Origin of the sequence: Ulvibacterium sp. (genome assembly GCF_965228935.1) — a bacterium.
Lineage (GTDB): Bacteria > Bacteroidota > Bacteroidia > Flavobacteriales > Flavobacteriaceae > Ulvibacterium.
Genome location: NZ_OZ245846.1, coordinates 2,772,661 through 2,787,306 on the forward strand (window position 1 = coordinate 2,772,661; position 14,646 = coordinate 2,787,306).

General features: G+C 41.6%; 12 protein-coding genes. 7 read left to right on the top strand and 5 right to left on the bottom strand.

Annotated features, from left to right (window positions below; genetic code table 11):
* Positions 1-63: 63 nt before the first annotated feature.
* Both ACO06Y_RS11710 and ACO06Y_RS11715 read left to right on the top strand, forming a co-directional pair.
* Positions 64-1,071: a 3-oxoacyl-ACP synthase III family protein gene (locus ACO06Y_RS11710; RefSeq protein ID WP_422084009.1), complete on the top strand. Its 1,008-nt coding sequence runs from the start codon at positions 64-66 to the stop codon at positions 1,069-1,071.
* A 4-nt stretch (positions 1,072-1,075) separates the two neighbouring features.
* Positions 1,076-1,630 carry a pyridoxamine 5'-phosphate oxidase family protein gene (locus ACO06Y_RS11715; RefSeq protein WP_422084010.1) on the top strand — a complete coding sequence of 185 codons (555 nt, stop codon included), beginning with the start codon at positions 1,076-1,078 and terminating at the stop codon, positions 1,628-1,630.
* 87 nt (positions 1,631-1,717) lie between these two features.
* Here the strand turns inward: ACO06Y_RS11715 and ACO06Y_RS11720 are convergent, their stop codons facing one another.
* The gene (locus ACO06Y_RS11720; protein WP_422084011.1) at positions 1,718-4,168 is read right to left on the bottom strand and encodes a TonB-dependent receptor domain-containing protein; all 2,451 of its coding nucleotides are present in this window, start codon (positions 4,166-4,168) and stop codon (positions 1,718-1,720) included.
* Positions 4,169-4,603: 435 nt separating this feature from the next.
* Between ACO06Y_RS11720 and ACO06Y_RS11725 the strand changes: the two genes are divergently transcribed.
* On the top strand, positions 4,604-4,963 hold the full coding sequence (locus ACO06Y_RS11725) for a CoA-binding protein (protein ID WP_422084012.1): 360 nt from the start codon (positions 4,604-4,606) through the stop codon (positions 4,961-4,963).
* A 100-nt stretch (positions 4,964-5,063) separates the two neighbouring features.
* On the opposite strand, the gene ACO06Y_RS11730 is transcribed toward ACO06Y_RS11725, so the two are convergent.
* Positions 5,064-6,527 (bottom strand): sodium:solute symporter, encoded by a 1,464-nt coding sequence (locus ACO06Y_RS11730; protein WP_422084013.1) that lies wholly within the window; start codon positions 6,525-6,527, stop codon positions 5,064-5,066.
* 56 nt (positions 6,528-6,583) lie between these two features.
* Here ACO06Y_RS11730 and recR point away from each other — a divergent pair, with 56 nt between their 5' ends.
* The 4 genes from recR to ACO06Y_RS11750 all read left to right on the top strand — a co-directional run bounded on the left by recR (position 6,584) and on the right by ACO06Y_RS11750 (position 11,451).
* Positions 6,584-7,204 carry a recombination mediator RecR gene (gene recR / locus ACO06Y_RS11735; protein ID WP_422084014.1) on the top strand — a complete coding sequence of 207 codons (621 nt, stop codon included), beginning with the start codon at positions 6,584-6,586 and terminating at the stop codon, positions 7,202-7,204.
* Positions 7,205-7,299: 95 nt separating this feature from the next.
* The gene (locus ACO06Y_RS11740) at positions 7,300-8,676 is read left to right on the top strand and encodes a dihydrolipoamide acetyltransferase family protein (protein WP_422084015.1); all 1,377 of its coding nucleotides are present in this window, start codon (positions 7,300-7,302) and stop codon (positions 8,674-8,676) included.
* Positions 8,677-8,784: 108 nt separating this feature from the next.
* On the top strand, positions 8,785-10,044 hold the full coding sequence (locus tag ACO06Y_RS11745; RefSeq protein WP_422084016.1) for a DUF481 domain-containing protein: 1,260 nt from the start codon (positions 8,785-8,787) through the stop codon (positions 10,042-10,044).
* A gap of 165 nt (positions 10,045-10,209) precedes the next feature.
* Complete coding sequence (locus ACO06Y_RS11750) at positions 10,210-11,451, top strand: hypothetical protein (protein ID WP_422084017.1); 1,242 nt, start codon at positions 10,210-10,212, stop codon at positions 11,449-11,451.
* Here ACO06Y_RS11750 and ACO06Y_RS11755 read toward each other — a convergent pair whose 3' ends face one another.
* From ACO06Y_RS11755 to ACO06Y_RS11765, 3 genes are read right to left on the bottom strand one after another with little or no spacing between them, the layout of a single operon-like run.
* On the bottom strand, positions 11,452-12,219 hold the full coding sequence (locus ACO06Y_RS11755; protein WP_422084018.1) for a LytR/AlgR family response regulator transcription factor: 768 nt from the start codon (positions 12,217-12,219) through the stop codon (positions 11,452-11,454).
* Positions 12,216-13,271: a sensor histidine kinase gene (locus ACO06Y_RS11760; protein ID WP_422084019.1), complete on the bottom strand. Its 1,056-nt coding sequence runs from the start codon at positions 13,269-13,271 to the stop codon at positions 12,216-12,218. The genes ACO06Y_RS11755 and ACO06Y_RS11760 overlap by 4 nt, the downstream gene beginning before the upstream one ends.
* Positions 13,264-14,484 (bottom strand): hypothetical protein, encoded by a 1,221-nt coding sequence (locus ACO06Y_RS11765; RefSeq protein ID WP_422084020.1) that lies wholly within the window; start codon positions 14,482-14,484, stop codon positions 13,264-13,266. Before ACO06Y_RS11765 ends, ACO06Y_RS11760 begins: the two co-directional genes overlap by 8 nt.
* Between the last annotated feature and the right edge of the window lie 162 nt (positions 14,485-14,646).

The following is a 14,646-nucleotide window of genomic DNA, read 5'->3' on the forward strand; positions in this document are numbered from 1 at the left end:
TTAACTTTTATCGACTTAGAAAGTAATAGATACTCAATTTAAGAAATCAAAAAACGAAGTTTTATGTACAACTCCAAGATAATAGGGTTGGGGTATTTTGTCCCGGATAATGTAGTGACCAACGACGATCTGTCCAAGGTTATGGATACCAATGACGAATGGATTCAGGAGCGTACCGGTATCCAGGAACGCAGGCATGTAATCAAGGGAGAGGACACTACCACAACCATGGGAGTAAAGGCCGCAAAAGTTGCCATTGAACGAGCAGGAATCGCTAAGGATGATATCGATTTCATCATATTCGCTACCCTAAGTCCTGATTATTACTTTCCGGGCCCAGGGGTTTTGGTACAACGGGATTTGGGTATAAAAACAGTAGGGGCCCTGGATGTAAGAAATCAATGCTCCGGGTTCATCTACGCGGTCTCCGTAGCGGATCAATATATTAAAAGCGGTATGTACAAAAATATTTTGGTCATAGGTTCCGAAGTACATTCCACAGGTTTGGATATGACGACCCGTGGTAGGGGTGTTTCCGTTATTTTTGGTGATGGGGCCGGAGCCGCGGTTCTGAGTAGGGAAGAAGATACCTCCAAGGGAATTCTTTCCACCCATCTCCATGCGGAAGGACAGCATGCCGAAGAGCTATCGTTAATTGCCCCGGGAATGGGAAAACGATGGATAACCGATATCATTAACGAGGACGACCCCGATGATGTCTCCTATTACCCTTATATGAACGGGCAATTCGTTTTTAAAAACGCCGTAGTTCGTTTTAGCGAGGTTATCAAGGAAGGTCTTGAAGCAAATAGTCTAACCCCCGGTGATATCGATTTGTTGATTCCGCATCAGGCCAATTTAAGGATTTCCCAATTCATCCAGAAGAATTTCAGACTACGGGATGACCAAGTATTCAATAATATAATGAGATATGGAAACACTACGGCGGCTTCCATACCCATTGCCCTTACCGAAGCCTGGGAGCAAGGTAGACTAAATGAAGGTAATCTGGTGGTCCTGGCCGCTTTTGGCAGTGGATTTTCCTGGGGCAGTGCAATACTTAGATGGTAAACGTATGGGAAAGCGAATGTCCAGGCTTACTCCGAGATTGATTGATTTTATCAAGAAACAACACCTATTTTTTGTCGCTACCGCAATGAAGGACGGGCATATAAACCTTTCTCCAAAGGGCTTGGATTCCCTTAAGGTCATTGATGAAAATAGGGTTATTTGGTTGAATCTAACTGGCAGCGGGAATGAGACGGCCACGCATCTTATGCACAATGAAAGAATGACAATTATGTTTTGCGCTTTTGAAGGCCCACCGATGATTCTTAGACTATACGGATTGGCCAAGGCGTATCATCAATACGATGAGGTATGGGAAGAAAACATAGGTCTTTTCCCGGACATGATAGGAGCAAGACAATTGATCAATATGCAGATCGAACTTGTTCAAATATCCTGTGGCTTTGGGGTTCCCTTAATGGATTATAAACAACAACGCCAAGAATTGGTGGAGTGGGCAGAGGGCCAAGGTGATGAAGGATTGAGGAAATACCGGGAAAAGAAAAATACGATTAGTCTGGACGGCCATACCACCAACATTTTGGATAAAACAAAACCCTGACGGTGAAGTCAGGGTTTCTTCTATTGATGAACAGTGTTCAGAGTTTAACCAACCAATCCCTCTGACACCGGTTCTATCAATATATCTTTACAGTATTCCTCCGCTACCTTGTTTGGTGTTGCTATCCCTTCTTTTGCGTTGTGCGGCTCTATTCTTTCCGCTTCCGAACATATAGGACAATCCGGCATACACCGTTTGACTTTCCCAATTGAATTGGCCATTTTGCACAAAGGGCCGATCTCCGTCAAAAGCAAAGCGCATGGTATTGAATACATCGTTAAAATTGAGGCTGAAAGTGCCCTTGCCCTGGGCAAAGCTGTACCGTGCACCGGTATTTACAAAATACAAGGGCTTGACCAAAAATTGGATAGTTTGGTTCTCGCCTCTATAAAAACCGAATAATTGCAAGGTAAGTTTTTTACCCACCTTAAAACTATTGTTCATACGAAAATTCCATGCCGTGTTCTCCACTTCTACCTTTTCCACTACAATATCATCTTCTGTGGCCGTGGAGTTATTGGCCAGAAGGCTTTCCGTTATTCCGCGCTGCGTCTGTGAGAAGAGGTCAAAACTTCCGTTGATGCTCCACCATTTAGTAGGTTTGTAATTACTGGATATCTCTACCCCGTAAGCGGAGGTATTATCAAAATTATCAAAGGTCAGTATCAACTTATTCAGATCCAATCGGTCTACATAGACCGCTCTGTTGATTTCATCGGCAATGGCCCTATAAAATACTCCGGCCGTAATACTTCCCTTTTCCATTCTTCGGGTGTAATTTGCCTCCATGGAATTGGTAAACTGGGGTACGAGGCTAGGGTTACCGAAAGAGGATATCAAAGGTGTGGCCCATTCCCGTATGGGGTTCACCTGCTGTAATCCCGGCCGATCCACACGTCTACTAAAACTTAGTTGAAACTGGTTTTTTTCCGTAGGGGTATAGGTCAAAAAACCCGAAGGATAGATTTGTGTGTAATCATCCGTAAAGGCCCGGATCCTATTCGTATCCGCCTTAACTTCAACATCCTCAATACGGGCCCCTATTTGATAGGACCACTTCTCATAGTTCTGCCCAAAGGTGGCATAGGCGGAGTAGATGTCCATTCCATAGACAAAATCGGTCTCCGGAGTAGGTATAAGGTCGCCGGCCGAGTTGAAGGACAACCCGGTAGAGGCATAGTCCACATTGGTCTCAAAAAGACGCGTTTCGAGCCCCACCTCCAGTTTGGATATGGAATCCAATGGATTAACATAGTCCAAATTGGCTATGGTCTGTGTACGTTTGGTATCCACAAAATCCATGTAATCGGGGAAAACGGTAGTACCCGTAGATCTAAAGTTGGCATCCTCGTCATTTTTAAACCGGTTATAATCTACCTCGAGCTCTATGTTGTGTCCCTCTTTTTTAAATTCCATTTTGTAATCAAAATTATATTGCTCACTGGAATTCTCCTGGACATTGTCAAAGAACTGCGTCGTATTTCTATTCAGGTCGTCATAGTAAATGACATCGGTGACACCCCTAAATTTTCCATCGTATAGATTTTGATTGGTAAAAAAGGAAAGTGTATTCTTATCGTTCAAATAAAAATCGATGCCTAGTTTGTACAGATGCGATTTGTTGTTATCGAAAAAATCGAAAATCTGCTCGGAATTTTCTTCATCCCGAAAAATAAAGCCGTCATTAACGTATTTGCCAATGTTGTTGCCGTAATTACCGTATAGGTTAAATTTTCCATTTCTATAGTTCAAATCTATGGAACTATTGAATTTTGCTTCTATGCCCACGGTAAGCCCTGTATTTAATGTGCCATTAAAACCGATATTTGCATTTTTGTGTAACACAATGTTGATAATGCCGCTCATACCCTCGGGGTTATATTTGGCCGAAGGGTTTGTAATAAGTTCGATGGATTTTATGGATGTGGATGGAATTTGCCGTAACAATTGGGCAACGGGGACATTGGACAATTTACCATCTACCATTACCCTCACATTGGAATTTCCGCGTAGTGTAAGCTCCCCGGTCTGTTGATCCACATTTACGGAAGGTATATTGCTCATTATGTCAGAGGCTGTTGGTCCCATGGTCGTAAGATCCTTGCCCACATTGATTACCTTTCGGTCTATTTTCTGCTCTATGGTGGTACGTTCGCCCACGACCTCTACATTGGAAAGTTCTTCTGCCTCCTCTTCCAGTGCAATGATGCCTAAATTCAATTTTCTGTCCTTTTTGGAAATCGTTATCAGCTGGGAATGTGTTTTGTATCCAATAAACTGTACCTCAAATAATAGGTCTCCTTCAGGGAGATTCTTTACTTCAAAAGTGCCGTCCTCTTGTGTGATTCCTCCGGTTGTATCATTAGTTCCATCTTGCGTTTTGATAACAATTGCCGCATAGGCGATGGGTTGCTGCAAGGCCTTGTCCATGACCTTGCCGGTTACGCTGCCGATTCTTAAATCCGAAATTACTGGAGGGGTATTGGCAAATAGGGCAATGCACGGAAACATTGCTAAAAGCAGCAATACTTTTTTCATGATTGTTCGTTTTTTTTGATTTGTCCGCCTTAGGGCGGATAGATGATTGATGTTACCTAAGTGGACGACAGAAACCAGGTTAATGTTACCCAAGCACCTTTCTTTAACGTTTCTTTAACACTTTTAAACAAGTATGCCGCTGATTTTATTTATGGTATTTTGCTCCGATACGGTATGTTGAAACCGTTATCTTTGTTCCTTATGAAAGAAGAAAAAAGAAACATTCTTGATTATAGAAAAACACAAAACCCTGACGTTTCCGTCAGGGTTTCTGTCATCGATTCAGCCATACTAAACACTAACCATTAACTATAAACATATAGCCTCATCAATGACCAAATTCGTATTTCGAATAGTTTTTGAACATCTCTATTAGACGTTTTTTTTCTTGAAAAGTAACAGATTACATATATTTTAACATCCCAGTATGAACCTATGAAAAAGACACTTGTTTTCGGAGCTTCGTTAAAACCAAACCGTTACAGTAACCTAGCCATAAACAGACTTATCGAAAACGATATAGTAACTCAAGCATTTGGAAGAGAACCTGGGGAAATTTCCGGCGTACAAGTTAAGACCAAATTAACCGATTTTCAAAATATTCATACCATAACTTTGTATATAGGAGCAAGCCGTCAGCCTGATTATTACGGGGAAATTCTGAAATTGGCACCTAAGCGGGTAATCTTCAATCCCGGTACGGAGAACCCAGAATTTTATAAGCTACTTAGGGACAATGGCATAGAGGTAGAGGTGGCCTGTACCTTGGTTTTGTTGGCCACAGGGCAGTATTAAAATTTTAGTTATTTTTCACACGAATTTTCGGACTCAACTTTAACATCATAGAACCGTGGTTTCATCGGATTTTTTTGCCGTTTGTCGGCAAAAACAGGTTCTATACGTTCTTGTCCCGTAAAAACCAGAGTCCAATAAAAGTTAAAATACCATTGATCGGCAACAATTCATAGCCTACTTGGTAGCCCCCTAAATTCTCAGGGGGTATTTTCCCAAAAATGTAAATCAGCCCAACAGAGATAAGTGCTACGATCCAAACATAATTGTCCTTTACTTTGTATTTGGTAAAAATCCCGAAGGTGAACATACCCAAAAGGGGCCCGTAGGTATAAGTGGCCACCGTAAGAAGGCCGTCTATGACATTTCTATCGAGGATATGTTTAAAAATAATGACCACAACCACCAGAAGTAGGCTCATACCGATATGGGTGCGTTTACGGATTTTTTTGCGCTCGGGCTCCGGTTTTTTTTCGATACCCAGGAAGTCCACACAAAAAGAGGTGGTCAGCGAGGTCAGGGCACTGTCCGCACTGCTATAGGCCGCTGCAATAAGACCAAGCATAAAAGTGATGGCCACAATGATTCCCAAACCACTGTTCAGGGCAATTTCGGGAAAAAGAAGATCGGATTTTGGGTCGCCGTCCATTAACGGGGTCGCGATCTCAAATTTATCCGCATAGATGAATAACAGGGCCCCTAGCAGTAAAAAGGCAAAATTTACGATAATAAGAACCAAGCTAAACGAGACCATATTTTTTTGCGCGTCCTTCAGGGATTTACAAGTGAGGTTTTTTTGCATCATATCCTGATCCAGCCCGGTCATGCAAATCGTAATGAACATGCCGCCCAGGAAGGATTTTACAAAATGTGTCTTACCAAAAAAATCATCCGTAAATAGTACCCTGTTATATTCCTTTAGTTCTTCGGAAGCCAAAAACTCCGCGAAGCCCCAATCCAATTTTTGATTGATAAAATAGATGGAAAACCCCACGGAAAGTAGCATAAAAAGGGTTTGCAACGTATCTGTCCAAACAATGGTCTTTATGCCCCCCTTGAAGGTGTATATCCAAATAAGTAAAATGGAAAGGATAACCGTTAGTTCAAAAGGCACCTTCCATGCATCAAAGACAAATTGCTGCAGTACAATGGCCACCAAAAACAAACGGAAGGAGGCTCCCAAAACCCGGGAAACAAAGAAAGAGATGGCCCCAACTTTATAACTGGTCATTCCCAAACGTTGTTTCAGATATTCGTAGATAGAGGTAACATTAAGTCTATAATAAATGGGCATTAAGATATAGGCAATGACAAAATAGCCGGCCAGATAGCCAAAGACCACCTGCATGTAGCTGAATTGGGATTCCTCTACCCATCCAGGAACGGAAATAAAAGTAACCCCGGACAAAGAGGCCCCTATCATCCCAAAGGCTACCAAATACCATGGCGATTGCTTCCCCGCCTTGAAAAAATCCTCGTTGGAATCGTTCTTGCCCGTAAAATAGGAAATCAATAATAACAGTAGAAAATAGGCCCCTATCAGAAGCAGAATATGGGTGGCGGTCATTGAAATAATTTCTGGGCAAAGTACAAAAAGTAAAAATAGTATGTAATTTTGCTGTTATGGAATTTTCGTCCAAGCTTTTGGAAAACGCAGTGTATGAAATGTCGCAATTGCCGGGTATCGGTAAACGTACTGCATTGCGATTGGTATTACATTTGTTGAAGCAGCCTGCTGAACAAACTGTAAACTTGTCCAAAGCCCTGCTTAACCTCAAGGAGTCGATCAAGTATTGCAAAAACTGTCACAATATTTCCGATGTAGATCTATGCGAGATTTGTGCCAACCCCAAAAGGGACAAGACTTTGGTCTGCGTCGTAGAGGATATCCGTGATGTTATGGCCATAGAGAATACGGGGCAATACAAGGGACTCTATCATGTTTTGGGCGGTAAAATATCCCCTATGGAAGGCATAGGGCCACAAGACCTGAATATACAATCTTTAGTGGGCAAGGCAAAACGGGGAGAGATCAAGGAACTTATTTTTGCCCTAAGCTCCACCATGGAGGGTGATACTACAAATTTTTACATCTACAAACAATTGGAAGATTTGGACATAGCTACCTCTACGATTGCCAGGGGAATTGCCGTCGGGGATGAATTGGAGTATGCCGATGAGGTTACTTTGGGACGCAGTATTTTGAACCGGATTCCATTTGAAGGTTCCTTAAAAGCGAATTAATCCTTCTTTAGGATTATGCATTAAACCTAATAATTGGACTTTTTTTTTGATATTTTTGCAAAGCAATTGATGAAATAAGTAGATAGAATATTAATATGTCAAAGTTTGAGCTAAAATTGCCTAGAATGGGGGAGAGCGTTGCCGAGGCTACCTTGACCACATGGTTAAAGGAAGTCGGTGACCCCATAGAAATGGACGAACCGGTTTTTGAGATAGCTACGGACAAAGTGGATTCCGAGGTGCCCAGTGAGGTAGAAGGCGTGCTTTTGGAAAAACTATTTACTATTGACGATGTAATAAAAGTAGGGGAGACCGTCGCTATCATAGAGGTCAACGGAGAGCTATCTTCTTCGGTAGGCGATGTGAGTGAAGCGCAGGGTATCCATAAAAAACCAGACGATACAGAAATAGAAGTTCCCATGGAAGCAGTGGCTATGGCCGAGGATATGGTATCCACGGCTCGTGAAACTGCGGATGCACCTGTTCGGGATTACAGTGCGTCGGAACGTTTTTATTCCCCACTGGTCAGGAATATTGCCAAGGAAGAAGACATTTCCATGGAAGAACTGGATGCCATTAAGGGTACGGGCAAAGAAGGGCGGGTAACCAAAAATGATATCCTGGCCTACATTGGAAACAGAAAATCCAAGGAACAAGAAGACGTCCAAACAATTGAACCTGAACCACAAGCGGCACCTTCAAAACCCCACAAGGAAGTACCCATGGAGAAGCACCAAGTGCCTACTGTGCAATCCAATGTTCTGGATGATGAGGTCATCGAGATGTCCCGAATGGGCAAATTGATCGCCAAACATATGGTGGAGAGTGTTTCCACGGCGGCCCACGTTCAGAGCTTCATAGAGGTGGATGTGACCAATATTGTCAATTGGCGAAATAAAGTAAAAGATGCTTTTGAAAGGGCGGAAGGTGAGAAATTGACCTTTACCCCCATTTTCATGGAGGCTGTGGCCAAGGCACTAAAAAAATACCCGTTGATGAACATCTCCGTGGATGGGGAAAGAATTATCAAGAAGAAAAATATCAATATCGGTATGGCCGCGGCCCTACCCGATGGCAATCTCATCGTTCCCGTTATCAAAAATGCAGATCGATTGAATTTGGTAGGTATGGCCAAGGTGGTCAATGACCTAGCCCATAGGGCACGCAATAATGCGTTGAAACCGGACGAGATCAAGGATGGTACCTATACGGTTACCAATGTTGGGACTTTCGGAAGTGTTTTTGGTACGCCCATTATCAACCAACCCCAAGTAGGAATATTGGCTTTGGGAGCTATCCGGAAGGTCCCTGCCGTTATTGAAACCAAGGAGGGCGATTTCATCGGGATACGTAATAAGATGTATCTGTCGCATAGCTATGATCATAGGGTGGTAAACGGAGCTTTGGGCAGCATGTTCGCAAAGGCGGTGGCCGATTATTTGGAAAATTGGGAAGTCACTAGGGAATTATAGTTTCATTATTTAAATCATTCCTATTAACCATAACCCGCTTTTTGGTTCCGTTTTTTAGTGGTTACCCTTATCTTTGAGGTTTTACCAAACACCAAAGACATTTTTTGAATGAAGCATTGCCTCCATAGGTATTGGAGATCTCTGTATTTTACCCTGCTCACGTTTCTTTTGGTCCAAACCGGCTTTTCACAGGAAAAGGCCAAGGTAAAGGACCGTATCAAGCTCTTTATCGAATGTAGGTGTGAGCGTAGCTATATCCGACAGGAAATCAATTTTGTAGATCATGTTCGCGACCAAGGCCTGGCCAATATAAACCTTTTTATTTACGATATTGCCAATGGTAGTGGTGGGCGCACCTATAAACTGGAATTTGAAGGGGTCGGGGAATATGAGAGTACCTTGGTACAACGCTCCTATGATACCAATGTAAACATGACGGCCGATGAAGTGCGCAATGGTTTGGTGACCACTATAAAATCAGGCCTTTTGCCCTATATCATACAAACCGATTTAGCGGATAAGGTTGAGTATAAAATTACGGCCGAAGGGCTGGCCCAAAGACAGGATATCGATTTTGACGATCCTTGGAACAATTGGATTTTTGAAATATATGGGGAAGCTGATCTGGATAGGGAAACCAGCAGGAACGAATTTGAGTATGAGGTTGGTTTTGAAAGTGACCATGTTACCGAAAACTGGCGTATAAGGACAGACCTACAGTTAAATCAGGCCAATGCGGAGTTTGAACGTAATGAGGAGACCTTTACCAGCGAGCGTCTACGCTATTCTGCGGACGGCAGTATAGTAAGGAGCCTTTCCGATCACTGGTCCGCCGGTATTTTTGGAGGCGCACGGCACGACACGTTTACCAACCTGGATTTTAGGTATTATTTTAGGCCGGCCATAGAGTACAATATATTTCCCTATCGTGAGGTTCTACGTAGGGAAATTGTATTCGCCTATAGGATTGGCTACTTTTATAACTATTATCTAGAGCCCACCATATTCCTAAAAGATAAAGAGGGAATTTTTGACCATTCCCTGGATATCCAGATTCGTTACCGGCAGCCCTGGGGCAACATATTTTCCAGATTAAGGGCCTCAACTTTTTTAAACGATTTTTCAAGGAATAGGGTACAGTTAAACGGGAGGTTCTCCATTCGGATCTTTAAAGGTTTGGCCATAAGTTTTTCCGGGGATTTTGAAATCATCAGGGATTTGATCAATCTCCCCGCAGGTGATGCTTCTTTGGAGGATGTACTTTTACAGCAGCGACAGATTGCCACGGATTTTGAACTAGGGTTCGGGTTTGGTTTAAGCTATACCTTTGGCTCTGCCTTCAACAACATCATCAACAATAGGCTGTAACATCACTAGGGATTGTATCGGATTTTATGCACAACGGGGACGATTCATGTTCGTCCAAAATCCAAAATCAGGGTTTAAAGATCTGCGCTCGGGACATTAATTTCTACGCCCATCCTTTTTTATTGTTTTACGTTTTTATGAGGCTTTTTCTTTGCGAAAAAACCAATGTCCTTCATTAACAGTATCAAGAATGTGATTTTTCCGGGAATCCTATTCTCTGTTTCGTCCTATATTTTGGCCCAAGACGATACCATCAAACTATACACGGAATGCAATTGTGATAAAAACTATATCCGCCAGGAAATCCCGTATACGAACCACGTTCGGGATCAGGCATTGGCAGATATACAATTATTCATCTTTGATATAGGAATGGCCAATGGAGGGCGCTCCTACACCCTTAATTTTATGGGCAGGAACCATCAATTTGACCAAATGAAGAAGGAGATGGTCTATGAGACCACCCCAAATATGACCAACGATGAAATACGCAAAGGGCTGGTGAAAAGAATAGAACTGGGATTATTGGCCTATTTAATGAAATCCCATTTGGCGGATAAAATCGAGTTTGAAATTGTAGGACATCAAGAACCTCAAAACAGTGTTCCTCGATCAAAAGACGTTTGGGGGAACTGGATTTTTCAAGTTTATGGCGAAGGTGAATTTGAAAGGGAAACCAGCAGGAGCAATTCTTATCTGGAACTTGGTTTTGAGGGGGACAAGGTTACCGAAAATTGGCGTATCCGTACCGATGTGGAACTTAATGAATCTGGAAGTATGTTCAAAAGGGATGGCGAAGAGTTTAGAAGTGAACGGGTAAAGTACGCCTTTAGGGGAAGTATCGTCCGCAGTTTGACCAATCATTGGTCCTTGGGTATTTTTTCCGGACTAAAACATGATACCTACAACAATCAAGACTTTTCATTTGATATAAGACCAGCCATAGAATACAACATTTTTCCCTATAGTGAGGTGCTGCGAAGAGAGATTACGTTTGCGTATAAGATTGGATATATCCACAATAGGTATTTGGAAACAACCATTTTCGGAGAGATCCAGGAAGATTTATTCAATCAATCCTTGGATTTGGAAGTGCGGTTTAGACAGCCTTGGGGCGATATTTCCGCAAATTTGGAAGCTTCTGCCTTTTTGCAGGATTTTGCAAGAAACAGGCTGGAATTTGATAGTAATATCTCCATTAGGGTCTACAAAGGTCTGGCCGTTAGACTTTCCACAAATTTACAGCTCATACGAGATCAGCTCACCCTACCTGCCGGTGATGCCTCCATAGAAGATGTGCTCCTTAGGCAACGACAGATTGCAACGGACTTTGAAACCGGATTTGCCATTGGCATAAGTTATACCTTCGGGGCAGCCTTCAACAATATCATCAATACAAGGCTATGATTATTGATCCAGCCAGGCCTGAAAACCTGCAACCCTCCTACTACTTACTATAATCTCTTTTGGTGCCCACTTGTTCTGAAGCTCAATTTTGAGACGCCCTTTATAATACTTATGTACAAATTTCACCGAATTAATATGGAGTATTACTTGGCGGTTTACGCGAAAAAAAAGTCTGGGATTTATTACTTTTTCAAGTTCATCCAAGGTTTGGGTTATGATAAACCGTTTGGATTTTTCGGTAATTAAAAAGGTTACTTTTTCTTCAGAGTAAAAAAGACCTATTTCCTCCATAGGGATTGAAAACAGTTTAGAGCCAGTTTTTACCAAAAACCGGGACTTGTATTCTTTGTCCCCGGTTTCCAAAATGTTTAACAAATTTGACAAACGTGAGGACTGTGAATCTTCAAAATTGGCTTGAATTTTAATGAGCTTATCCATAGCTTTTTGGAGTTTTGAATATCCGACCGGCTTAAGCAAATAATCTATGCTATTTACTTCAAATGCTTCCAAGGCATAATCATCATAAGCCGTAGTAAAGACTACCGGACAATCCAAAGTTACTTGCTCAATGATTTCAAAGCTATTGCCATCCAAAAGGTGAATGTCCATAAACACAAGATCTGGTTGCCCATTTGCATTAAACCAGTGGACGGCTCCCTGAACAGAACCAATTTTGGCCAAAATTTTGTATCCGGGATTATATCGTAAAACCAATTCCTCCAACTTCTTGGCGGCCAGCGCTTCATCCTCTATGATTACAATATTCATTTTTTGGAATTGGGTATCAATGGCAGGGTTACATAAAAAATGTCTTGGTCGTCATGCACGGTAATTTCCTCTTTTGCTATGAGCTGATATCTTTTTCTAATGTTTTCGAGCCCTGTGCCTGTCTTTTCATATTCCGGTATGTTTCTCGGATTACAATTGTTCTGCACGATTAACCCGGCAGTAGTATTGGAAAAGATCCTGATTTCCAAGGGATTTTCATCGGATAGTTTATTGTGTTTTAGGGCGTTTTCCAAAAGCATTTGCAAGGACAAGGGTGGCAGGAGTAAGTCCAGAATTTTTTCCGGAACCTCTATGTCTATTTTTAAATTATCGGCAAAACGCTGTTTCAGCAAAAAGGCGTAGGCCCTTACAAAATCCAATTCTTCCTTTAAGGTGATAAGCTCGGCATCCCGATTTTTAAGCACATACCTATAAACTTCGGAAAAGCCATCCAAAAAATCATGTGCAAGCTGGTTCTTTCCATGGATAAGGGAGGAAAGTATATTGAGATTATTAAACATGAAATGAGGTGAAAGATGTGATTTTAGTGCAATCAATTCGGACTGTACCTGCTCTTTTTTCATCCGTATTTGTTCCAGATTGGCTTTTTTCCACTTTCGCAAAAACTGCAGTCCAAATTGAATGGAAAGAATGGGGATTAAGAACAGTATTCCGTAAATATTGAGTAGGATTATTTGATCGGTACTTGGCGGAAGGTCGGTATACCTGTTTTTAAAGATTACATAGGTAACATTTATATAGACAATGGACAATATCAGGGAGAGGAGCAATCGTAGGATGAAAAGAGAATCCGCTTTTAGTTTTTCCGAAAACCACGTATCAAAAACCTTGTACAAAAGGAGATTACCTCCCCATAGACAAAACCCCAACATTAAAATCCAAAGGATGGCGACCTGATAAATGGGATAACTGCCTTCCTCTTTTCCTTGCTCAATATAAGACCACAAAAAGATAATGACAATGGCCAGTAAGATAAGTATTATCTTCTGTAGACCGGTAGTGCCGAGATTGCGAAAATGTAGCCTACTCAAAATCTATAGTTTTAATATGGCGCCAGTCTATATAATTGTCTTTACCGTTTTTACTCCTAACGATAAGTCCATGATTATTATCCGTTACGTCATTGTGGTCACCAAGGAGCAATTGTTTACCGTCGGTCAAGTACACCACGGAGAATCTATCATTTTGCGGCTCAATTTTATCTACTTTCCAGAATGGGATAATGTATTCCAATCCATTGTTCTCCCCATTTAAAAATTCGATGTCATAGATTTCATCCAAATCGAATACAATTTGTCCCTTAAATTGTTTTCCGTCCTTGGTTCTAATAGATCCCCGTAAAAGTTTTGGATCCCTAAAATGTTCATATGAATTGATCTTGAAGGAGGGTTTTGATAAGGTGAGGGAGATAAAATTTTGCCAATTGACCTTTACTTGATAAAGATCGGAACCACTGATGACTATGCCATGATTGCCATTGTCCACGTCATCATGGTCATTAAGGAAAAGCGTTTTTCCGGATTTAAGGGATAGTAAGGAACCATCACCCTGTGCCTTTATTTCATGGATATCCGCAAACTCGATGTCTATCTTGGTTCCTTTTTGTCTACCGCTTATCAAGTCTTTCCCCAAACGTTCTTCCAGGTCCCAGGCGATATAACCCTCTAAGACTCCAGAGGAGGTCAATACTTTTCCATGGATAGGATACCCCAAAGGACTTTTTAGGTTTTTTGGGGTAGTTTTGAAATGTATCGATTCAATACGGTCAAAATCTAGCGTTAACCGCCCAGAGGTGTTGTCATAAATGTAGACATCCTTATCCAAATCCCCACCCTTGCCTTTTTTCAAGACAATGTTTTTACCATTTCGCAATCTTAGGGACACCTTATTTTTTCCTATACTTTTTAAGCTTTCGATATCACCAAAACTACATTGGAATAAAAAATTGGTCTCGGGTCTTTTATCCTCCCAGAGCTCCATAAATCCAAATTGAAAGCTATCGGATCGATTGTCAATTTGCTTGAGTTCTTTTTCGGAAAGTAGATTAAGTGCCGGCCGCTCGTTCTTGTCGGCCCTGAAAATATCTCCCCACAAGGATTGGTCGCCTTCCCATCGTATTTGTCCTGTATATGACTCCCCATTTTTTAAAGAAATTTCTCCGTAAATGAGGGCCTCGGCGTATTGTGCCGACAAAAAAATCGGTACGGACCAAAGGATAATGGCCAATTTAAAGTACTTTACCATAAAACCTACTTAGAAGAATTATTTGGCCCAAAGACTAATCTTGTTCATAAAATCCTAGGCATTCTTTCAAAAATAGCCCAAATAAGCATAGTATCAAACAAGGGGCTTTCAGTACTTGAAAATATGTTTTTACCTTTGGGATGATTGAAATATTCATCGTAC